This is a genomic window from Endozoicomonas sp. NE40, assembly GCF_040549045.1.
Taxonomy (GTDB): domain Bacteria; phylum Pseudomonadota; class Gammaproteobacteria; order Pseudomonadales; family Endozoicomonadaceae; genus Endozoicomonas_A; species Endozoicomonas_A lisbonensis.
The window spans coordinates 4,535,965-4,556,492 of sequence record NZ_JBEWTB010000002.1; the positions used below are offsets into that span (position 1 = coordinate 4,535,965).

Sequence of the window (20,528 nt, forward strand, 5' to 3'; positions counted from 1 at the left end):
GGTTGTCGGCAGGCATGCCCTCCGGCAACCTGTTCCGGAAGAGTATTTACATCACAAATACCGTTAAATGTACTTATTGTTGACGATAAGGCTCGGTACGCTGCGCACGCTGCTCTCCAGCTGCGACCAGCGTTTCATGCGCTCACGAACCACCGGGTCATTCACGCCAAATGCCCACTCACGCTTACTCAACCCTGCATCAGCCAGCACTTTGAAAAAGTCATCGTCATTTTTCCAGTCACCAATACGATCTTCCTGCAAAGCCTTAAAAATGGCTTTCTTCACAGGCGTGTACTTTTCAGTACCTTTGGTAACCGCCAGAGCCTGACTGACTTTATCGGCGTAGTTACCCATAAAAGCGACATGGGACTGATTAAATGGAATATCCTTCGACTCCAGGCGCTTTTGCAGATCACCAACAATCCCCTGATCCCACTGGTAGCAGGCAGGGCAATAAACCGAAAAGGCTTCACGTACTTCCTGTGTTTCTGATTTTTCGAAGTCAGGGAGTACATTGTAGTGCGTGCCTTGAGAAAATGAAGCCGCCATCACCGACAGAGGCATGGCCAACATCAAGCAAAATGCAGAGAGTATTTTTTTCACTAATATCGCCTTGTTATCATGAGCTATAAATTGATCGTATTTACGATTTTCTTATGATTGCCTCTGCACGTTTTTGGACCCAGATCAAACAATAAAGGATTGTTTATGAAGTATATCGGCGCCCATGTCAGCGCTGCAGGAGGGGTCGAAAATGCCCCGGTCAACGCCCACAAGCTTGGGGCTACTGCGTTTGCTCTCTTCACAAAAAACCAGCGTCAGTGGAAAGCCAAACCACTTTCAGATAAGAACATTGAACTGTTCAAACAACGGTGTGATGAATACGGTTACAAGCCTGAGCAGATCCTTCCGCACGATAGTTATCTTATAAACCTTGGTCATCCTGAACAAGAAGGTTTGCAAAAATCCAGAGAAGCCTTTGTGGACGAAATGCAGCGCTGCACCCAGCTGGGACTGGACAGACTGAATTTTCACCCGGGCAGTCATTTACGAAAAATTGAGATTCCAGCCTGTCTGAGCCGTATCGCTGAGTCCATCAACCTGGCACTGGATCAGACAGAAGGTGTCATAGCCGTTATCGAAAATACTGCCGGACAGGGCAGCAACCTTGGCTGGCGTTTTGAAGAACTGGCAGAGATTATTGACCAGGTGGAAGACAAAAGCCGTATAGGTGTTTGTCTGGATACCTGTCATACCTTTTCTGCCGGATATGACCTGAGAACACCTGAAACCTGTGACGCTACCTTTGCTGAATTTGACAAAGTGGTCGGCTTTCAATACCTGAAAGGTATGCACCTGAATGACTCTAAAACTGAACTGAACTCAAGGAAAGATCGTCATCACAGCTTAGGGCAGGGTGAAATTGGCTGGGATGTATTTCGGTACATCATGCAGGATAGCCGCTTTGACCGGGTTCCCATGGTTCTGGAAACCATTGATGACACTCTCTGGGCAGACGAGATTGAAGCCCTGAAGAGGATGGCAGGCTGATAGCAGAGCCAAGATCAAGCCGTACTCAGCCCTGTTAATCAGATTGTCTGACTTAGTCGGGTTGAGTACTTACCAGTTAATTAGTTATGCCGTATTTATTCAAAAAAAGAAAAAAAACTTCCTTACTTCTGATTAGACTGATAGTGACCGAATGACGTTATTCTGATTTTATTTCATACCATCTTTGAAATTGTTCGGTTCAGCACAAAACTGACACGCTAATACAATCCAAACCATTCAAACTATTTGTGTGATAGGTTAATTCATGATTTCGTCACCAAAGAGCTTATATTTAAAATCATCGGTAAAAAGCATTCGGGCTGTGTTAATGGGTATTCTATTATCTGTTTTCACAATCAGCAGCCATGCGGTCGATCCCAAAAAAATCAGTCCAAATGATGATGTAACATTACAGTTATTCATAGGTAGCCTGACTGCATTTTATTACGCTGCAAAATTTCTGAATCTACAAATTGCAGCTGGCAACCTGGTGGATGCATTATGGAACAATCACCCCTCTGGTGAATCTGGTGAAGAAGACCAGGCAACCGCTCAAGACCCACAAGAGAGAGAAGGTGCTGTGAACTGGCTGGCTGCTTATTTTAATTCAGACCCGGAAAATTCCGACACTCTCCCGGACATGCCCGAAGCACTCTATGAAAGACTTAACATCGATCAGTATCAGTTGGCCACTGCCTTCATTCAGGCTAATTCAAACTATCGCACGCCTTTGGAACAACTGGCTGACGAAATTTCAGCTCTCCCATTAGTTGACTCAGTGGATGAGGTCGATGGCAGACCAGAACTACAAGGCACTGAAAGCTCTGATGAGGCCTTATTCCTCAGAACTACAGCGGCCAACGGTATAGAGCTGAGTCAACTGACCGGGAACCCCGGAGCCACTTTGCGGGATATGTTAAGCAGTCAAAACCTGCATCCTGCCCAAAATACTCTGATCACCTTACATGCGTTCCTTTTGCAACATTACCTCAGACTCAGAAACAACGGTGCGCTGTCAGAACACCAGATAACCAACTATCGACGCTCCATCTCGTACCTCGTTATGGTTATTCACTTAATGAGTCAGTACTCGAGAACAGCTGTCAACTCTCAAGCTGATCAACCTGCCTCTACCAACTGGCCCGGAAATGAATACATCAGCGAAGTTTTTGATGATGTCTTCAGGTCCACTGACGGGCCTGAAACCGCCTTTACTGTCAGTGATCTTGATAATGGTATGCGAATGGCTTTTGGCATCATTCAAAACTACCGGGCTCTTATCATCTCTCAACGGGAAAGAAGGCATGACGATCCTGTTGAGTCCGAACGTGAAAGTGCACTCGACCATGATGCCAATACCGTTGACACCATCGCACGACTTGATTCGTTAGCCAACCATTTAGTACAGGACAGTGATACACCGCTTTCCAGCCTTGCTTACGCAAGAAACAATCTACAGCTTCATACCAATGCCATAATGAGAAGAGCTTTTTGGGTCAGGACTAACACGCTGGCTTATGAGGAACTCGATAACTTCCAAATCTGGCACATACTCGCCGAGATGAATGTAGCATTACAGCTTGTGGTATTAGGCCAATATGATTTAGCGCGGTCAGCTATTCAGGACATCACTCACACTTATACGCCGCTGCAGAGTGGCGACATAGCCTCTCTGCCTGAAGCCAATGAAGATATCATTCAATGGGTTTTCAATACCGTTGATACGGTACTGGAGAGCGCCTCAGAGGAAGGAAGGGAGGTTTACAGCCACCTGAGGCGTCACTTCTTCACCTCTGTGTATGCACTTGTCGTGTACACAGAAGCTTCTGATCATGGCCAGGGATTCTCTGATCACCAAATAACGAGAATCAATGTCAGTGTATTGAACCATCTGTATGAGCTCTTGCTGAAAGAGAAGGATTCTTCGGGCTCAGAGGATGCTTCGGAAGAGTCATCAAGGTCCAGCATTTATCTGGATGCACGGTATGCACAATTCCTGAGGAACAGGCATGAACGGCACCAAGCGGTTCTTGAGGGAAATATAATACCCGGTGCGAAGAAAAGACTCACTGGCAAGAAAGATAAACAATAAGTCCGGAATGTAACCGGGCTATGGTCTTTTACAGACAAACAACGCTATTTGGATGTAGCTGTAGATTCAGATGTAACGATGGATTTTGGTGAAGCTATGCATTTGAATCTATCATGCAGCGGACAGTTGTACTAACTACACCTCTGCCCAAAAAGTCCAGCTGCAATAATATAATTCACTCTTTTACCGAAGCACATTAGCTGAATGCAAGAATTTTTATCAGGAGGCTGCAGCCGATAAAACAGAACTGGGTGTCACACCATGCTCAAACGCTATTTTGTGGACCAGTTTAAGTTGATCTTTTGTCAACAGAGCCTGACGCTCAGAAGTTTCTGTTCCATAATGCCAGTTACAATTATTCAAGTCTCTCCAGCGGAGTTCATGGCAGGCAGCCCTGAGATTTTTGCCAGCAACACCCGACGTAATTTCTTTGAGAACACGACGGCTGTTGGAATCAATCATGGACAAAATGTTGGTGCGTTTTCTTCTTGTAAACCACATACATACCCCGGCAAGTTATATAATAATTTCTGACTCAGTTATTTATTTTTAGTTAAGTTCTCTATTCAATGTGAGAGTAAGTATATACAAGTCATTATGCACAGAGAAGGCTGTCACTGGCTTTGCGCGTTGGTAAACGTTTACAGCCACCAAAACTGGCTCAAACTTTATCAATCAGACTGAATTGATCCGGCAGTTTGGTCAAAGTGCTTGCCAATACAGCAGGCACTTTGACCACTAATACTATTTATGCATCGTTTTATGCAACATTCTGAATCAGGACAGACATACCTTTATCTGAAAACAGCTCATCCTGCGCCATTTCTGTAATCGTTTCCTGAGAATACTGCTCACCGTCGTATACCACGACAATACTGGTATCACCGGATTGCAGAAAATGGGTTTCGCCGTATTCGGTATAGCGGGTCGCACCAATACTGATCAGTGCCTGATTAGGATAACCTGCATCCGCCAGGTAAGCGGAAATATCTTCAGCAGGGCCTTCGTCTTTCTGGTGATTCATTCGATCAATAATCCAGCTCAACAGCTTCTTATGAAAATAGCTGTACCCAATTACCGGGCTGTCTTCACCATAACGGGTCATTTGATCGCCACGCTTATGAAAGCTGGCAATACGGAAACGATCAAGAACGCCACCCGGTTCCAGATGATCCAGTGCAATCATGCCACCGGAAATCCCTTTGGTCTGTTGCCCCCAGTTTTTCTTTTCACTGATTTTCCTGGCACTGGGTTTGCGGATAGAGCAGTCGTTATACGCTGCAAACTTTACCGGGGTTAATGCCGTTACCTTGCCTTTGTCGTATTGAATATCACACAACAGGGCGACTTCAGGCTCAATCTGCAGATTATCTGCATCATTCGGCGGAACAATGGTGTTGTTACACAGCGGATAAGTCGACAGAAAACCAGCTTCCTGAGACGGAACATAGAACGGAAAGATGGCCTTGGGGGCAATCGCTTCTTCCGTTTTCACTGCGACAAAGTCTGCTGCTTCACCCGCCTGCTCCAGATGTCCGGCAAAGTTACCGGCAACGCCCAGTCCGATTACGTGTTTGAACGGCATAATCAATGAGTCACTTTTGATCTTAATTTGATGGGAACGGGAGTTTACAGGTACGAAAGGAAGAGTTCGAGTTCCCGGAGCAAGGAGAGACAAGGGGTGAAGCAGAACTGCAAAAGCCAGCTCTAACCATTGTGGCAGGTCAGGCACCTCCCGGTGCCAGGCATGATGATAAATAGATAGCCATTAATGGTATAAGCTCCGCCTGCACTTTGAAAGATTCCCAGATAACTGATCTCTATGATCTTGCGCCAGTGCTGGCTAAGTTCTCCCCAGGGGTAGATATCAATCTTGCTGCCCCCGGCGGGTTGGCATAGTCGTCCTCAAAGCGGATGTCTACCGACTCATTATGCGCCGCGGCGATAAAGTCCCTGATGGTGCGAATATGGCGGTAGAACTGTTGATTGCTGTCAATGACATAGACATAGTGGCGACTGTCGACAACAAGGTTGTAGGCATGGTCTTCCGTCTCGGCAGTGTAGACCTGGTTGATACCCTGACCGGTGAGATAGGCCAGCAATATTGTGGGGCGATTCCATGCCCGTCTGAATTGCACAGTGTACGCCGTTGCCGTGGATATTGAGCCCACCATAGGGGTTGATGCAGGCCAGACTTTCACTGAGGTCTCTCAAACTCATGATGCAGCGCTCTCAGTTAAAAAGAAAACTCAGAAAAAAAAGAACCGTTAGCGGTCAGCGAGACCGGATCAGATCGACCTGAGTGGCCCTCTGCAGGGTTTCTTCCAGGGTTTTACAAATGGTTCTTGCAAACTCGGGATCATTAACGGGTTGTTTCTGGCTGTCGGTAATGTAAAAGCGGTCTTCAACCTTTTCTCCGAAGGTGGCAATTTTGGCATTATGCACCTGCAGGTTAAGCGACATGAAGGTACGGCCTATTTTGGCCAGCAGTCCTGGACGGTCGGTCGCTTTTATTTCCAGCAGGGTGCGGCGGATGCCGGGAATGTTGCTGATCAGTACTTCCGGCTTTCGGGCAAAGTGGCGCAGTTTTCTGGGCGTCCGGCGGCTGATCAGGTCCGGGAAATCATCAGTATTCTCCAGAATTAATTGCAGGTGACGTTTGATTTGCCGGATGCGTTTCGGGTTGTGTCCAATGGCACGCCCGTCGTCTTCCAGTACCGTAAAGGTATCCATGCTGTAGTTATCCGACGAGGTGATGATTCTGGCGTCCTGAATGCTCAGGTGCAGCTGGTCCAGTGCCGCAACGGCAGCCGCAAACAGGTTGGGCTGATCCGGTGTATAGATAAACACCCGTGACCCGCCAAGGTCCTGCTGGTCAGTATCAGTCTCCTGAACAATCACCAGAGGTTTGTTGTTGTCATGGTTCAGAATGTTTTCTGTGTGCCATGCAATTTCCCGGGAGTTATGCCGGGTAAAGTACTCAATGCCCAGTGCTGACCAGAGCCGGGTGATAGTTTGCTGATCCAGCGCTTTATCAGCCAGTCTTTTCAGTGCGCGTTCCTTAACACCTGCAACCCGGTCGTGTACATCCGTCAGGCTGCTCATGTCGCCTTCCAGCATGCGCCGTGTGCGACGATAAAGCTGTTGCAGGAGTGAAGAGCGCCAGCCGTTCCAGAGCTCCGAATTGGTGGCGTTGATATCGGCTACGGTTAACAGGTAAAGAAAGTTCAGGTAGTTAACGGAACCCATTTTTCGGGCAAAGTCCTGAATGACCTGAGGGTCGGACAGATCCTGCTTTTGTGCCGTGGTAGACAGTGTCAGGTGCTCTTTGACCAGCCAGACAACAAGTCGGGTGTCGTTAGATTTCAGACCGTGGCGACGACAGAACAGCTCGGCATCAACAGCACCCAGCTGTGAATGGTCGCCACCACGGCCTTTGCCGATATCATGGTAAATGGCGGCAATGTAGAGCAGTTCAGGATTTTTGATGGCCCGGATCAGCTGAGAGGCAACGGGATAACGCTGCTCGTTTTCCTTGTAGGTGAAACTGCGCAGATGTTTGACCAGCAGCAGTGTATGTGCATCAACGGTATAGGAGTGAAACAGGTCAAACTGCATCTGTCCGACAATGCGGCCAAATTCCGGCAGGTAGCGCCCGAGAATGCCATACCTTGCCATGCGCCGAAGGTTGGCAGTAAGGGCATAGGGAGCCTGTAGCAGTTTGATAAACTGTTTGGCGCAGCGCGGGTCTTTACGAAACTCGTTGTCAACCAGATGCCGGTGTTCCCTGAGCAGGCGGATGGTTTCTGCGGTGGGGCCAAGTATGTTGGCATCCCTGGTCATCAGGACAAACATTTCCAGCATGGCGGGCGGGTGTTCGCTGAATACCGCCGGGCTGGTGGTTTCGATGTACTGATTACGAACCTGAAACCGCTCGTTGATGGGTGTAATGACCTGCGGCAGGTCGGCGTTCAGGATAGCGTCGTCAAAATGTTGCAGCAACAGGTCTTTCAGCTGTCCAACAATCAATACGGTGCGGAAGTAACTCTGCATAAACTGTTCGACAGCCAGAGAGTCGTTATGGTCATGATAACCGAACAGGTTAGCGAGGGTGCGTTGATGGTCGAACAGCAGGCGATCTTCGCAGCGACCAGAGATAAAATGCAGTCCCCAGCGCACTCTCCACAGGAAGGCTTTGCAGCGCTGCAACTGCTGGTGTTCGTTGTGGCTGAGAAAACCGATCTCCACCAGTTCTTTCAGGTCGTGTGTGCCAAAGTGACGCCGGGTAACCCAGCCCAGCATGTGGATATCGCGGATGCCTCCGGGGGAGCTTTTGATATTGGGTTCCAGTTTGTATTCAGAGTCATCGTATTTGCGGTGTCGATCCCGCTGTTCTTCAAACTTTGCCTGCAGGTACTCTTTGCTGGGCCACATGTGTTCAGGGCTGATGCGCTCGTGCAATCTTTCTGACAGTGCCTCGGGGCCTGACAGCAGCCGGGCTTCCAGCAGATTGGTCACAATCGTCAGGTCGTTCACGGCCTGCAGGGCGCACTCATCAACAGAGCGAACACTGGAGCCTACTTTCAGGCCGATATCCCACAGCAGGGTGAGAAAACGCTCGATATTATCCTTGTGAGTGCTGTAGGTGTTATCTGACAGAAGCAGCAGAATGTCGATATCTGAAGCCGGGTGCAGCTCTCCCCGCCCATACCCGCCTACAGCCAGCAGGGCAATGTCGCAGCCATTGTTCCAGCCCAGATGTTCCCAGGCGACCGTTAGGATTTCATCCATAAACCAGGTCTGGGCGTCGACCAGTGTTTCAATACTTATCTCTTCTCTGAACCACTGGTCAAGCCGTTCACGGGCTGTCCTGATGGCTTTTTTGTAGGCAGGGATGGCGCTGTTGGAGAGCGTGATGTCGGCACGAAACTGGCTGCGATTGAACAGCTCGGTTCTGAGTGACTGGGGAACCTGTAGGCTGGTCGTTATCATGTTGAAACCTGATGGCTGGTCGCTGTTGTTGTACTATTTCCTTTTCGCCGGAGTTGCCCTTTTAGCAAGAGCTGCCCTTTTCGCAAGAGCTGCAAAGGAGCCTGCTCGCCGTCAGGCTCCTTGCTGGCAGTCAGAAGTTCTCTTCTGAACGTCGGGTCAGTACTTCAACGCCGTCGGCAGTGACCAGCAGGGTATGTTCCCACTGGGCAGAAGGACGATGATCTTTGGTGACTGCTGTCCAGCCGTCTCCCAGCAGTTTGGTATTTTTCTTGCCGGCGTTGATCATTGGCTCGATGGTGAAGGTCATGCCTTCGCGCAGAATACAGTCGTTATTTTCGTTGTAGCCGTTGTAATGCAGCACCTGCGGGTCTTCGTGGAAGCCTTTGCCAATACCGTGACCACAGTACTCTTCTACCACAGTAAAGTGGTTGGCGTGGGCATGCTCCTGGATAATACGACCAATGTCGCTCAGGCGTACGCCCGGGCGTACCTGGGCAATGGCCTTGTAGAGGCACTCCTGGGTGACTTGCACAAGGCGCTCATTGAACGGCTGGGTATTGCCAATAATGAACATCTTACTGGTGTCGCCATGATAGCCGTCTTTGATAACGGTAACGTCGATGTTCATGACATCGCCTTTCTTCAGCTTTTTCTCGCCGGGAATGCCGTGGCAGACGACATGGTTGATGGATGTGCAGATAGACTTTGGAAAGCCCGGTCGCCCCGGTGCTGCGCCATAGTTCAGGGGAGCCGGAATGGCGTTTTGTTCATTGACGATGTAGTCATGGCACAGGCGGTCCAGCTCTTCGGTGGTGATGCCTGCCCTGACGTGCGGGGTAATCATTTCCAGCACTTGTGCTGCCAGGCGTCCGGCAATGCGCATGCCTTCGATATCTTCAGGGGTTTTAATAATTACGTTCATAGAAATAAACTGGTTGTCAGCCGTCGGGTCGGGTGATTGGGTAGTAATAGGGCGATTCTAACAGAAGTTGTGTGTGATATTCATGCAGAGTTGGGCTACTTTTCTAATTGGCGTTGTCATCACTTTTCAAACTACACCTGTCAAGTCTCTCCTGGTGTTTCGCCCAGTATTTCGAAAGTACCGTAGTGTTTCAAATTCTGTTGTAAAAAACTCACCCAGACCTGTCAGCCAGATCAATGCGTAAAATCAGAGTGGTAGTGTGAATGAGAATGTGAGACCCGGCTGTGTCGACACACCTCAGAGGCTGAACTGGGTCAGATGTTGTTGTGACAGTAGGGATGGTTAGTAACGGGCGGTTTGACTTCATGGAAATGCTGGCAGTGGCTGAAACCTGGGATAATGGTAAGGCTGTGAGAGAAACGCTGGCAGCCGATGTACCACTGATGGCGGATCATTTTTGCTATTTTGCGGGTTGTATCCGGGCTCAGGAAGGTGCTACAGCAGAAATAGACCACAATACCATCGCTTACCATTTCCATGAGCCACTTGGTGTGGTTGGGCAGATTATTACCTGGAATTTTCCGTTACTGATGGCTGGCTGGAAGCTGGCGCCCGCACTGGCTGCGGGAAACTGCGTGGTGATGAAATCCGCTGAGCAGACGCCTGCCTCGATTCTGGTGTTAATGGAGTTGATCAGAGACTTACTGCCGCCAGGTGTTATCAATATTGTTAATGGTTATGGTGCCGAGGCGGGTCAGGCACTGGCAACCAGCAAGCGGATTGCCAAGGTTGCTTTTACCGGTTCAACGCCGGTTGGTTCTCATATTCTTAAATGCACGGCGGAAAATATTATCCCCTCAACAGTGGAGCTGGGTGGCAAGTCTCCGAATATTTATTTTGCCGATGTGATTCAGCACGAGGATGAGTATCTGAGCAAGTGTGTTGAAGGCACTGTGCTGGGTTTCTTCAACCAGGGCGAGGTATGCAGCTGTCCGGCCCGGGTGCTGATACGGGAATCTATATACGACGAATTCATTTCAATGGTCGTCAGGAGGATTGAGGCGATCACCCGTAGTAATCCCCTTGATACAGAAACCCAGGTTGGGGCGCAGGCGTCAGGGGCTAGAGGCTGGTCGGGTCTGGATGAGCTGTTACCATCAGTATCCGGCCCATGCAGTCTTTGGCGGTTATAAACAATCAGGTATAGGGCGCGAGACCCACAATTATGCTCTGGGACATTGTCAGCAAATCAAGAATCTGCTGGTGAGTTATGACATCAACCCGTTAGGTTTCTTCTGAGAACATTTCTGAAATGAATGATCAGATTCTGAGCCATTTTCGAGCCTGTTCAACATGTTCTGTCGTCCATCCTTTCAGGTTGTTCAGGTACTCGGTTTCTTTGTCAGCCAGGTTCCAGAGTTTCGGCAGGTCAGCAAAGGATTCGGCTTCGCTGCTGGCCTCTATCTGTTCCTGAATGTTGGCCATATCTTCGTGCAGGCGAGCTTTCTGCCCAACGAAAATTTCCAGCAGTGCCAGTTTTCGCGTTTTGTCATTCGCAGAAGTAATCAGCGATGAAAGGGCCAGGAGATTGCCGTGTCCGGATTTTAGCACTGTCAGTTGCTGGCCCCAGCTGTCCGGATCGTCTCCGGTATGCTGTGCGGTTGTGCGACGGGCTTTCTCAAACTGTGGCATAAGCTGGTCATGGGGCAGGGATGTGTTCTGAAGCAGTTTCTCAAACTGATCCCTCAGATTGAGCTGGGATTCAGATTCGTTTTTCAGCGATATCTGCTGCTCAAACAGCTCTGCGGCAGTCGCTAGCAGCTTTTTCTCAAGGTTGGTGCGGATGGCGGGGTCTTCGACAATGCTGTTCGTCCAGGTCTGGAAATCTAGCAGCAGAAACAGGTTTAAATCATCTGGGTTGCAGCTTTTCGCTTTTTTACGGCAGCGGTCCAGAAAATTGGAGGCTTCCCGGCTGAAGGGCTGAGGATAGGCCTGCTCTTTGAGACTGTCCAGCTCGTGCGAAAACGGATAGGTCTGAACATGCTCCATCTGAATCTTGTTCCAGCTGTAGACTGTTTCAGGTTTTTTGGTTTCAGCCGTTTCCTGCTTTTCTTCAGGCTCGGGGGAATCTGTTTTTTCCAGTTGTTCCTGGAGCAGCCGGTACACTACATCATCTTCTGCTTCAGGCTCTGTAGTTATCTGGTCAAGGTAGCTGGCAATCTTCGGGTGAGAAGTTCTCAGCGATGGGTGCTCAAGCAGGGTTTCCAGTAACACCTGCAGATCCGCCTGCTGTTCCGGGTCAGAGTTGTCTGCAACAAGCTTGTCCCACTGTTTTTCGATTTTTTCAGAGAATAGCGCCTGGATGAGCCGCCTCCTTGCCCTGGGGCTGGGAGTGTGGGAAGCAATGGTGTCTGACAGCTTAAGAAGCTCAGAAGGTGTGCTGGCCTTTTGCGTTTCGGCCTGGATTAGTTGCTCCATTCTGGAACTGTAGGTTTTGGTCAGTTTTTCCTGTTTTTCTGGCTTCAGGCTGGTGATGCTGCTTCTGAGGTTGACGAGTTCTTCAATGCTTCCGGCGCTGTTAAGCTGCTTTGAGAGGCTTCTGGTGGTGACCTGTCTGCTGGATAGTGTGTTTTTCTGCGGTTTGGGGTTGCCCTCCCTTAACCCTTTCGTTGCTTCTGAGTTTGAAGGACTGACCTTGCGATGCTGGTGGGTACCGGCTGGCACTTTTTTAGCCGCGTCGGGTTTGGCCGCGTCAGGTTGTGCAGAAATAAGATGCTCGCTGGCTGCTATTCCCTGCAGGTTGCTGAGATCTCTGGCCATTATCCTTTATCTCCGTGAGCACATAGTTTAAGACTAGCCATTGCGCAGCAGGGCAGGCAGGTCAGGAAATGTCCTGACTCTGGCGGTGAAAGGTGGGTGAAAGGTTTTCGTTCGTTTTTTTTTGTGGTATAAATCGCCGTCTTCGTTAAATGGGGTCTGTCTGCAAGCCATTCTGGCCTGTTATCAGCCTCCCTGAATCGAAGCTTTTTAAACTATTTACAGAACTCACATGCACCGTCACATGACTCAGGGTGCCCAAAGGTTTGATGGTTCTTTGAAAGGTCAAGCCTGCCAGGGGTCGAACTCATGGGGTGCGTGGAGGCATAACCCTGTTTCAGGAGAGATAAAAATGGCGCAAGCCCATAACGTTACCATGCGTGACATGCTCAAGGCGGGCGTACACTTCGGTCACCAGACTCGTTTCTGGAACCCAAAGATGAACAAATTCATCTTCGGTGCTCGCAACAAGATTCATATCATCAACCTTGAGCACACCATGCCTGCGTTCACCGAAGCTATGGAGTTCATCCGTAAGCTGGCTGAAGGCAAGAACAAGGTTATGTTTGTAGGTACCAAGCGTGCTGCGGGCAAAATCATCCGCGAAGAAGCTGCCCGAGCTGGTCAGCCATTCGTTGCTCACCGCTGGCTGGGCGGTATGCTGACTAACTACAAGACTATCCGTCAGTCTGTACGTCGTCTGCGTGATCTGGAAGCTCAGTCTCAGGATGGTACCTTCGAGAAGCTGACCAAGAAAGAAGCTCTGATGCGTCGTCGCGACCTGGAGAAGCTGGATCGCTCCCTGGGTGGTATCAAGGAAATGGGCGGCCTGCCAGACGCGCTGTTCGTTATCGACGTTGAGCACGAGCGCATCGCTATTCAGGAAGCCAATAAGCTGGGTATTCCTGTTATCGGTATCGTAGATACCAACTCCAGCCCGGAAGGCGTAGACTTCGTTATCCCGGGTAACGATGACGCTATCCGCGCTATCCAGTTGTACGTTAAAGCAGCTGCTGACGTCATCATGGATGCTCGCTCTGCTGCCAGCACTGGCGCTGAAAGCGAATTTGTAGAAGTTGAAGTTGAAGCGGAAGCTGAAACCAAGGCTGACGACGCCGCGGAAGCTTAATCTTCCAGGTGTTAGAAAAAGGGGGCCAGATGCCCCCTTTTTCAGATTACAAGTAACCATTATCTATCCTGGAGTGCCGAAATAAGAGGTATTGCAAGCACGATACTTCATCAGCATTCTCAGGGGTGACATTGAACATTTGCGAGAGGAATCCACCATGGCAGCAATTTCTGCAGCACTGGTTAAGGAACTGCGTGAGCGCACTGGCCTGGGCATGATGGAGTGCAAGCGCGCTCTGAAAGAAGCTGGTGGCGACATCGAGAAAGCCATCGAAGAGATGCGTAAGTCTGGTCAGGCTAAAGCGGCTAAGAAAGCTGGTCGTACCGCTGCTGAAGGCATCGTGATGACTAAAGTGGCTGATGACGCTTCTTACGGCATCATCGTTGAAGTGAACAGCGAAACTGACTTCGTTGCCCGTGACGAAGGCTTTGTTGCATTCGTTCAGAAGGTAACTGACGTTGCGTTTGAACGTAAGGAAACTGACGTTGCTGCACTGATGGAAGGTGAACTGGAAGCGGCTCGTCTGGCCCTGGTTCAGAAAATCGGTGAAAACATCAGCGTTCGTCGTGCCGTTGTCGTAGAAGGCGGTGTTGTGGGTTCTTATGTTCACGGTAACAGCCGTATCGCTGTACTGGTTAGCCAGGAAGGTGGTGACGCAGAGCTGGCTCGTGACGTAGCTATGCACGTTGCTGCTGTTAACCCTCAGGTGGTTAACAAAGAAGACATGCCGGCTGAGCTGGTAGAGAAAGAGAAGGAAATCTTCAAGGCCCAGGCTGAACAGTCTGGCAAGCCAGCTGAAATCATCGAGAAGATGATTGTTGGTCGTATCAACAAGTTCCTGTCCGAGAGCAGTCTGGTTGAACAGCCTTTCGTTAAAGATCCTGACATGAAAGTAGGCGCTCTGGCTAAGAAAGCTGGCGCGACTATCTCCAGCTTCGTTCGTTTCGAAGTGGGTGAAGGTATCGAGAAAGAAGAAGTGGATTTCGCTGCTGAAGTGGCTGCAGCGGCTGCGGGCGCTTAATTTCTCTGCAGTAAGCCGGATCGGTTGCATTGCGTTGCAGCCGGTTCCGGCCTTGCCAGGCTGGAAGCTGATGGCTATCAACGGTACTGAGTTGTATTTATTGTGACACTGGCCGGAGATAGTCAGGTGCTTGAAGGCTTCAGGCGACAAGGCTGAAAGCTTCCAGCCGGAAGCCCACAAACGGTGGGTTTCTGATCCAGCATCCGGTATTTCTGAGCGCAGACTATCTGACAGCAGGGATGCCGGATGTTATTATCCGCCTATCTTTGATACGGAAGCTGAACATGCCGGTAAATGATCGACAACCGAAATACAAACGCATTCTTCTCAAACTCAGCGGTGAGGCACTGCAGGGTTCCAATGATTTCGGCATAGATCCTGGTGTACTGGATCGCATGGCTCTGGAAATTGGTCAACTGGTTGGTATCGGTGTACAGGTTGGTATCGTTATTGGTGGCGGTAACCTGTTCCGGGGTGCAGAACTCAGTGCTGCGGGGCTGGATCGCGTCACTGGCGACCACATGGGTATGCTGGCTACGGTAATGAATGCTCTGGCCATGCGTGATGCCCTTGAGCGTTCCAATATCAATACCCGGGTTATGTCTTCTATCCCGATGAGTGGTGTCGTTGAACACTACGATCATCGTCGTGCAATGCGTCACCTCAGTGAAGGTGATGTCGTTATTTTCTCCGCCGGTACCGGCAATCCTTTCTTTACCACTGATTCTGCTGCCTGCCTGCGCGGCATTGAAGTCGATGTTGATGCTGTTCTGAAAGCCACCAAGGTGGACGGCGTATACGACAAAGACCCTGTTAAGCATGCCGATGCGGTTAAGTTTGAACACCTGTCTTACGATGAAGTGCTGGATCGAAAACTCGGCGTTATGGATCTGACAGCCATCTGCCTGGTACGTGACCAGAATATGCCTTTGCGTGTATTCAACATGAACAAGCCCGGTGCATTGCTGAGTGTTGTAGTAGGTAGTAATGAAGGAACACTTGTTTCAGGGGGTCAACAATGATTAATGAAATTAAAGACGACGCTAAAGAGCGTATGGGGAAATCTCTGGATTCCCTGACGATTGCGTTTAACAAAATCCGCACGGGTCGTGCGCACCCAAGCCTGCTTGATGGCATCAAGGTATCCTATTACGGTTCCGAGACACCTCTGGGTCAGATGGCGAATATCTCTGCTGAAGATGCCCGCACCCTGGCGGTGCGTGTCTGGGAGAAGTCCATGGTGCCAGACATTGAAAAAGCCATTATCAAGTCTGACCTGGGGCTGAACCCTTCAACGGCTGGTGAGGTGATTCGTATTCCTCTGCCACCGCTGACTGAAGAGACCCGTAAGGGTTATGTGCGTCAGGCGCGCTCTGAAGCTGAAAATGCCAAGATCGCCATTCGTAACATCCGCCGTGATGCTCTGTCCGACTTCAAAGAGCTGGAGAAGGAAAAGGAGATCAGCGAAGACGAGGAACGTCGTGCAGCTGACGATGTGCAGAAGATCACTGACAGCTTTGTGGCTGAAGTTGACAAAGCACTGGCTGCCAAAGAAAGCGATCTGATGGAAGTCTGATCACATCCGTTGCCTTTGTGGGAGCTTGCTTTTTTGGGCTGGCTCCTGCAAGGTTTTCTTAAGCCTGTTGTTTCTCTTCAACTTTTCAGATCAGCAAAGACTTCATGGCAATGACACCGCAAATGGAAACCGGCAGTGTAGAGGGAATTCCCAAAGATAAGCTGCCACGACATATTGCCATTATTCTGGATGGCAACAACCGCTGGGCAAAAAAACGACTACTGCCCGGTCTGGCGGGACATCGTGCCGGAGTGTCAGCAGTACGTAATATTGTTGAAGCCTGTGGTGAATATGGGGTAAAAGTACTCACGCTGTTTGCGTTCAGCAGTGAAAACTGGAATCGCCCCCGCACAGAAGTCAATGGTCTTATGGAGCTTTTTCTCAGCGCCCTGAGACGGGAAACCCGCCGCCTGAAACGCAATAATATCCGCCTTAAAGTCATCGGAGATGTATCAGGCTTCAGTGCTGATATACAGCAGCACATTCGCGAGGCTGAAGCCCTGACAGCGAATGAGCATAAAGTCACGCTGGTCATCGCTGCGAACTATGGCGGTATGTGGGATATCACCCAGGCCACTCAGAAGGTGGCGAAGAGGGTTGAGCAGGGTGAGTTGAGTGCTGATGAAGTGACTCAGGAGATGATTGAATCGAACCTGAGTACGGCAGGCTTGCCGGCTCCGGATTTAATGATTCGCACCAGTGGAGAACAGCGAATCAGTAACTTTATGCTATGGCAGTGTGCCTACAGCGAGTTTTATTTTACCGATACTCTGTGGCCGGATTTCAACCGGGCAGAGTTTCATCGTGCGCTCCTGGATTATGTAGGCCGACAGCGTCGTTTCGGCAAGACCAGTGAGCAGGTGGAGGCTGAGGCTACGTGTTAAAACAAAGAATTCTGACTGCGCTGGTACTGGCCCCTCTGGCCCTTGCCGGTGTTATCTTTCTTTCCCCTGCAGTTTTTTCTGTTCTGACAGCACTTGTTATCATGCTGGCTGCCTGGGAATGGGCTAATCTGGCCGGGTTTGAGCAGCCGGTTCAAAGAGTGCTGTTTTCCCTGCTGACCGGGTTAATCTGTTGGCTGGTGGCACCGTTGCCGCATTGGCTGGTGCTGGGTGCCGGCGCGGCCTGGTGGGTGGTTGCACTGGTGCTGGTTAAAGGTTATCCGGAAACAGCGCAATACTGTGAAAGTAAAGTTCTTCGTCTGTTTATGGGCGTGTTGACTCTTGTACCGGCCTGGTATGCGCTGGTTCAGCTTAAGCATTACGACCAGGATGGTATGGCAATACTGTTTGTCTTCTTCCTGGTTTGGGCTGCTGATGTGGGAGCTTATTTTTCTGGTCGTGCGCTGGGCAAGCACAAACTGGCCGTCAATGTCAGCCCTAAGAAAACACTGGAAGGCCTGGTAGGCGGACTGTTGCTGGCGTTGCTGGTGGCTGCCTGTGTCGGGTTGTACTTTGAGTTTACTTTTGCCAGAGGTATGGGGTTGCTGCTTCTGACCGTTGTAGTCGGTGTTGTTTCGGTGCTGGGTGATCTGTTTGAAAGCCTGCTCAAGCGGGAGCGGGGCATAAAAGACAGTAGTAACCTGTTGCCGGGACATGGTGGCATACTTGACCGTATTGACAGTCTGACTGCTGCAGTGCCTGTTTTTACGCTTGCGCTGATGGGCAGTGGAGGTTAAGAAATGGTTACGGGACATGGTAATTTCAGTCGACCGGATTTGATGAGCCGCGAAGGTATTCAGCAGGTCTGTGTACTGGGATCGACGGGGTCGATTGGTAAAAGCACGCTGGATGTCGTTGCCCGCAATGCTGACCGTTATCAGGTACGTTCGCTGGTAGCGGGCAGAAACTATCGTGCCATGCTTGAGCAGGTTCGTCAGTTTGTGCCGGAATGTGCCGTTATGGCTGATCCACAGGCGGCAGAAGAGCTGCGAAAGCTGGTTAAGCAGGAACAGCTGACGACTGAGGTATTGTCCGGATCACTATCTGCTGCCCAGGTGGCAGCAGATAGTACAGTTGATGTGGTCATGGCTGCTATTGTCGGGGCTGCGGGATTGCTGCCTACTCTTGCCGCTGTAAAGGCCGGTAAAAAAGTATTGCTGGCTAACAAAGAGGCGCTGGTGATGACCGGTGCGCTATTTATGGATTCGGTCAGGGAATCAGGGGCTATCCTTTTGCCCATCGACAGTGAGCATAATGCTATCTTCCAGTGCATGCCGCGCAATTATCAGGACGGTCTGGAGCAGGCGGGTGTTGAGCGCATCCTGTTAACGGCTTCCGGTGGCCCGTTCAGGGACGCCCCGCTGGATACTTTTGCCGGTATTACGCCTGAACAGGCCTGTGCTCATCCGAACTGGAGCATGGGGCGGAAAATTTCAGTGGATTCCGCCACCATGATGAACAAGGGGCTGGAGTATATTGAGGCTTGCTGGCTGTTTGGCGCGACACCGGATCAGGTGAATGTTGTGATTCATCCGCAGAGTATTATCCACTCTCTGGTGGATTATAAAGACGGTTCCATGTTGGCACAGATGGGGAATCCGGACATGCGTACACCGATTGCCCATGCCCTGGCCTGGCCTGATCGCATTGTTTCCGGGGTCAGGCCGCTGTCTCTGGCAGACGTTGGGCGCCTTGATTTCTACGACCCCTGCATGCAGCGTTTTCGTTGCCTGAAACTGGCGCAGGAGGCGGCTTCTGCCGGTGGGACCGCGGCAGCTATGCTGAATGCTGCCAATGAAGAGGCAGTGGATGCGTTTCTGGGGTTGAATCTGCGATTTGACCGTATTCCGGAAGTGATTGATGCAACGTTGCAGTCATTGCAGGTGCATAATGCCGGTGATATTGAACAGGTTCTGGATGCTGACCGCCAGGCACGTAAACTGGCCCGGAAGCATATTATTCACTGGCAGGAAAGTGCCTGATTATTTAAAACCGTGAGAATAACTTCCAGTCCTCTGAAGGCTGGAATCATGATAATGATGATTACTATGATTTTGCAGGAAGCAGCCGGGAGGCAATAAGCGATCTATGATTTTTGGGTCTTTACAAACGCTGGCTGCTTTTGTCATTACACTGGGTATACTGGTCAGCATTCACGAATTTGGTCACTTCTGGGTGGCTCGCAAGTGCGGTGTCAGGGTGCTGCGTTTTTCGGTGGGTTTTGGTAAACCGCTCTGGACCTGGACGGATAAGCTGGGTACCGAATATGTGATTGCACTGATACCTCTCGGTGGCTACGTCAAGATGCTGGATGAGCGGGAAGGTCCTGTTGCCGAGCATGAACGACATGAGTCTTTTAATGCCAAGCCGGTGCTGGCGCGTATCGCTATTGTGGCAGCCGGGCCAATTGCGAATTTTATTCTGGCTATTTTTGCTCTTTGGCTCATGTATATGGCTGGCATTCGTACCATTGTTCCCCAGGTTGGGAAGGTGTTGCCAGACAGTCCGGCGGCTGTTGCCGGTGTTGTTCCGGGAGATGAAATCGTCAGTATTGATGGTGAGGAAACCCTTGGCTGGCAGCAGGTTAATATGGAATTGCTGTCTTCTATTGGCGATACCCGTGACCTGGCTGTTGGTGTGCGGGCTGGTGAGCCGGGACAGCTTTCTTCCGCCGCCGTTCGGGAAAAAAATATTGCTATTTCAAACTGGCTCGTCGATGACAGCGGTGAAGGCATTGCTGATCCGATCAGGCAGTTAGGTATTGAACCTTACACGCCACTGGTTCCCGCTGTGTTGGGTGAACTGACACCTGACGGGGCTGCGCAGGCTGCAGGGCTGGAGCCGGGTGATCGTATTGTTGCCACTAACGGGCAACCGGTACGTGACTGGTTGAGCTGGGTTCAGGTGATCAGGGCCAATCCTGGTCAGGAAATTCAGGTTGAGCTGGAGCGTAACGGTAAAATTCTTGATCTGGTACTGACGCCGGGCGTCAGAGAACTGAATGGTGAGCCGTCCGGTTATATTGGTGCAGGTGTTCAGCAGGTTGGCTGGCCGGATGAGATGGTTCGTAAACTTCAGTACAATCCTGTTGCCGCTTTGCCCAGGGCGCTGGACAGTACCTGGTCTCTAACCAGTATGACCGTTGAGTCGTTGTGGAAAATGGTCGCGGGGCTGGTTTCGGTTAAAAACTTGAGCGGCCCGATAACCATTGCTAAAGTGGCTGGCGCATCACTGCAATCCGGATTGGAAAATTTTCTCTATTTCCTGTCGATGCTGAGCGTCAGTCTGGGTGTTCTTAACCTGTTACCGATACCGGTACTTGATGGTGGGCACCTGTTGTTTTATCTGGTTGAGCTGGTTCGGGGTAAGCCGGTTTCAGAGCGGGTGCAGCTGCTCGGTCTGAAAATTGGTGTAACCTTTGTGGTCGGCATTATGATGCTGGCTCTGTATAACGACCTGAGCCGACTGTTTTGATGAAGGTCAGGTG

At 50.4% G+C, this 20,528-nt stretch carries 18 protein-coding genes and 1 pseudogene; 12 read left to right on the forward strand and 7 right to left on the reverse strand.

Annotated features, from left to right (window positions below):
- Positions 1-63: 63 nt before the first annotated feature.
- Positions 64-603, reverse strand: a complete 540-nt coding sequence (locus V5J35_RS21515; RefSeq protein WP_354009101.1) for a thioredoxin domain-containing protein — start codon at positions 601-603, stop codon at positions 64-66.
- A gap of 105 nt (positions 604-708) precedes the next feature.
- On the opposite strand from V5J35_RS21515, the gene nfo reads away from it, so the two are divergent.
- The gene (nfo, locus tag V5J35_RS21520; protein WP_354009102.1) at positions 709-1,551 is read left to right on the forward strand and encodes a deoxyribonuclease IV; all 843 of its coding nucleotides are present in this window, start codon (positions 709-711) and stop codon (positions 1,549-1,551) included.
- A 265-nt stretch (positions 1,552-1,816) separates the two neighbouring features.
- Complete coding sequence (locus V5J35_RS21525) at positions 1,817-3,643, forward strand: hypothetical protein (protein WP_354009103.1); 1,827 nt, start codon at positions 1,817-1,819, stop codon at positions 3,641-3,643.
- Between the two features lie 219 nt (positions 3,644-3,862).
- Here V5J35_RS21525 and V5J35_RS21530 read toward each other — a convergent pair whose 3' ends face one another.
- From V5J35_RS21530 to map, 5 genes are all read right to left on the reverse strand, one after another.
- Complete coding sequence (locus tag V5J35_RS21530) at positions 3,863-4,144, reverse strand: hypothetical protein (protein ID WP_354009104.1); 282 nt, start codon at positions 4,142-4,144, stop codon at positions 3,863-3,865.
- Positions 4,145-4,403: 259 nt separating this feature from the next.
- Positions 4,404-5,228 (reverse strand): DUF5718 family protein, encoded by an 825-nt coding sequence (locus V5J35_RS21535; RefSeq protein WP_354009105.1) that lies wholly within the window; start codon positions 5,226-5,228, stop codon positions 4,404-4,406.
- 235 nt (positions 5,229-5,463) lie between these two features.
- A complete protein-coding gene (locus V5J35_RS21540) occupies positions 5,464-5,844 on the reverse strand; it encodes a hypothetical protein (RefSeq protein ID WP_354009106.1) in 381 nt (126 codons plus the stop codon).
- A 73-nt stretch (positions 5,845-5,917) separates the two neighbouring features.
- Positions 5,918-8,635 carry a [protein-PII] uridylyltransferase gene (glnD, locus tag V5J35_RS21545; RefSeq protein WP_354009107.1) on the reverse strand — a complete coding sequence of 906 codons (2,718 nt, stop codon included), beginning with the start codon at positions 8,633-8,635 and terminating at the stop codon, positions 5,918-5,920.
- Positions 8,636-8,765: 130 nt separating this feature from the next.
- Positions 8,766-9,563 carry a type I methionyl aminopeptidase gene (gene map, locus V5J35_RS21550; RefSeq protein ID WP_354011333.1) on the reverse strand — a complete coding sequence of 266 codons (798 nt, stop codon included), beginning with the start codon at positions 9,561-9,563 and terminating at the stop codon, positions 8,766-8,768.
- Between the two features lie 359 nt (positions 9,564-9,922).
- Between map and V5J35_RS21555 the strand changes: the two are divergent.
- A pseudogene (locus tag V5J35_RS21555) lies at positions 9,923-10,856 on the forward strand (aldehyde dehydrogenase family protein); the annotation flags it as partial.
- A gap of 21 nt (positions 10,857-10,877) precedes the next feature.
- Here V5J35_RS21555 and V5J35_RS21560 read toward each other — a convergent pair.
- On the reverse strand, positions 10,878-12,377 hold the full coding sequence (locus V5J35_RS21560) for a hypothetical protein (protein ID WP_354009108.1): 1,500 nt from the start codon (positions 12,375-12,377) through the stop codon (positions 10,878-10,880).
- A 349-nt stretch (positions 12,378-12,726) separates the two neighbouring features.
- On the opposite strand from V5J35_RS21560, the gene rpsB reads away from it, so the two are divergent.
- The 9 genes from rpsB to rseP all read left to right on the forward strand — a co-directional run bounded on the left by rpsB (position 12,727) and on the right by rseP (position 20,515).
- A complete protein-coding gene (gene rpsB / locus V5J35_RS21565) occupies positions 12,727-13,503 on the forward strand; it encodes a 30S ribosomal protein S2 (protein ID WP_354009109.1) in 777 nt (258 codons plus the stop codon).
- 157 nt (positions 13,504-13,660) lie between these two features.
- Positions 13,661-14,524 (forward strand): translation elongation factor Ts, encoded by an 864-nt coding sequence (tsf, locus tag V5J35_RS21570; RefSeq protein WP_354009110.1) that lies wholly within the window; start codon positions 13,661-13,663, stop codon positions 14,522-14,524.
- Between the two features lie 130 nt (positions 14,525-14,654).
- Positions 14,655-14,822, forward strand: a complete 168-nt coding sequence (locus tag V5J35_RS21575) for a hypothetical protein (protein ID WP_354016494.1) — start codon at positions 14,655-14,657, stop codon at positions 14,820-14,822.
- Positions 14,809-15,546 (forward strand): UMP kinase, encoded by a 738-nt coding sequence (pyrH, locus tag V5J35_RS21580; protein ID WP_354009111.1) that lies wholly within the window; start codon positions 14,809-14,811, stop codon positions 15,544-15,546. The genes V5J35_RS21575 and pyrH overlap by 14 nt, the downstream gene beginning before the upstream one ends.
- Entirely contained in the window at positions 15,543-16,100 is a 558-nt protein-coding gene (frr, locus tag V5J35_RS21585) for a ribosome recycling factor (RefSeq protein WP_354009112.1), read from the forward strand. Before pyrH ends, frr begins: the two co-directional genes overlap by 4 nt.
- 104 nt (positions 16,101-16,204) lie before the next feature.
- On the forward strand, positions 16,205-16,984 hold the full coding sequence (locus tag V5J35_RS21590) for an isoprenyl transferase (protein ID WP_354009113.1): 780 nt from the start codon (positions 16,205-16,207) through the stop codon (positions 16,982-16,984).
- Positions 16,978-17,778 carry a phosphatidate cytidylyltransferase gene (locus tag V5J35_RS21595; RefSeq protein ID WP_354009114.1) on the forward strand — a complete coding sequence of 267 codons (801 nt, stop codon included), beginning with the start codon at positions 16,978-16,980 and terminating at the stop codon, positions 17,776-17,778. Before V5J35_RS21590 ends, V5J35_RS21595 begins: the two co-directional genes overlap by 7 nt.
- A gap of 3 nt (positions 17,779-17,781) precedes the next feature.
- Positions 17,782-19,023 carry a 1-deoxy-D-xylulose-5-phosphate reductoisomerase gene (ispC, locus tag V5J35_RS21600; RefSeq protein WP_419095769.1) on the forward strand — a complete coding sequence of 414 codons (1,242 nt, stop codon included), beginning with the start codon at positions 17,782-17,784 and terminating at the stop codon, positions 19,021-19,023.
- Between the two features lie 106 nt (positions 19,024-19,129).
- Positions 19,130-20,515, forward strand: a complete 1,386-nt coding sequence (gene rseP / locus V5J35_RS21605) for a sigma E protease regulator RseP (RefSeq protein WP_354009115.1) — start codon at positions 19,130-19,132, stop codon at positions 20,513-20,515.
- Positions 20,516-20,528 lie beyond the last annotated feature (13 nt).

Excerpts from the sequence above, each read along its gene's own strand:
- nfo (WP_354009102.1), top strand. The coding sequence starts at position 709 with ATGAAGTATATCGGCGCCCATGTCAGCGCTGCAGGAGGGGTCGAAAAT.
- V5J35_RS21525 (WP_354009103.1), top strand. The coding sequence starts at position 1,817 with ATGATTTCGTCACCAAAGAGCTTATATTTAAAATCATCGGTAAAAAGC.
- V5J35_RS21530 (WP_354009104.1), bottom strand. The coding sequence starts at position 4,144 with ATGTGGTTTACAAGAAGAAAACGCACCAACATTTTGTCCATGATTGAT.
- V5J35_RS21535 (WP_354009105.1), bottom strand. The coding sequence starts at position 5,228 with ATGCCGTTCAAACACGTAATCGGACTGGGCGTTGCCGGTAACTTTGCC.
- glnD (WP_354009107.1), bottom strand. The coding sequence starts at position 8,635 with ATGATAACGACCAGCCTACAGGTTCCCCAGTCACTCAGAACCGAGCTG.
- V5J35_RS21560 (WP_354009108.1), bottom strand. The coding sequence starts at position 12,377 with ATGGCCAGAGATCTCAGCAACCTGCAGGGAATAGCAGCCAGCGAGCAT.
- rpsB (WP_354009109.1), top strand. The coding sequence starts at position 12,727 with ATGGCGCAAGCCCATAACGTTACCATGCGTGACATGCTCAAGGCGGGC.
- tsf (WP_354009110.1), top strand. The coding sequence starts at position 13,661 with ATGGCAGCAATTTCTGCAGCACTGGTTAAGGAACTGCGTGAGCGCACT.
- pyrH (WP_354009111.1), top strand. The coding sequence starts at position 14,809 with ATGCCGGTAAATGATCGACAACCGAAATACAAACGCATTCTTCTCAAA.
- frr (WP_354009112.1), top strand. The coding sequence starts at position 15,543 with ATGATTAATGAAATTAAAGACGACGCTAAAGAGCGTATGGGGAAATCT.
- V5J35_RS21590 (WP_354009113.1), top strand. The coding sequence starts at position 16,205 with ATGGCAATGACACCGCAAATGGAAACCGGCAGTGTAGAGGGAATTCCC.
- ispC (WP_419095769.1), top strand. The coding sequence starts at position 17,782 with ATGGTTACGGGACATGGTAATTTCAGTCGACCGGATTTGATGAGCCGC.
- rseP (WP_354009115.1), top strand. The coding sequence starts at position 19,130 with ATGATTTTTGGGTCTTTACAAACGCTGGCTGCTTTTGTCATTACACTG.